Source organism: Vibrio sp. 1069 (genome assembly GCF_033340555.1).
Map to the genome: position 1 here is coordinate 1 of NZ_JAWOWP010000898.1, position 529 is coordinate 529.

The window sequence follows — 529 nt, forward strand, 5'->3', positions numbered from 1 at the left end:
AAGTTCGCATCATCAAAGGTCTGGATAACCCAGAACTTGATGAAAAAGTTGGTGAAAGCCTAGCGGCAAGCGTTCGTGAAGAGCTTGAGCTTGTAATGGGTGCATGTCCTGAGTTTGATAAAGAACTGTTCCTAACGGGTGAATTGACACCAGTTTATTTCGGTACCGCACTGGGTAACTTTGGTGTAGACCATATGCTAGACGGTCTGACTGAATGGGCGCCAGCGCCGAAAACGCGTCAAGCGGTTGAGCGTGATGTTGAAGCGACAGAAGACAAGTTCTCTGGCTTCGTATTCAAGATCCAAGCAAACATGGACCCTAAACACCGTGACCGTATCGCATTCATGCGTATCGTATCGGGTACTTACACTCAAGGCATGAAGATGAACCACGTTCGTCTAGGCAAGCAAGTAAGTATCTCTGATGCGGTAACCTTCATGGCTGGTGACCGTTCACGAGCAGAACACGCTTACGCGGGTGACATCATTGGTCTGCGTAACCACGGCACTATTCAAATTGGTGATACTTT

General features: G+C 48.0%; 1 protein-coding gene. It reads left to right on the top strand.

What is annotated here, in order from left to right:
- Positions 1 to 529 (top strand): EF-Tu/IF-2/RF-3 family GTPase (locus R7040_RS29700; RefSeq protein ID WP_318098081.1); only part of this gene is annotated, 529 nt, incomplete at both ends.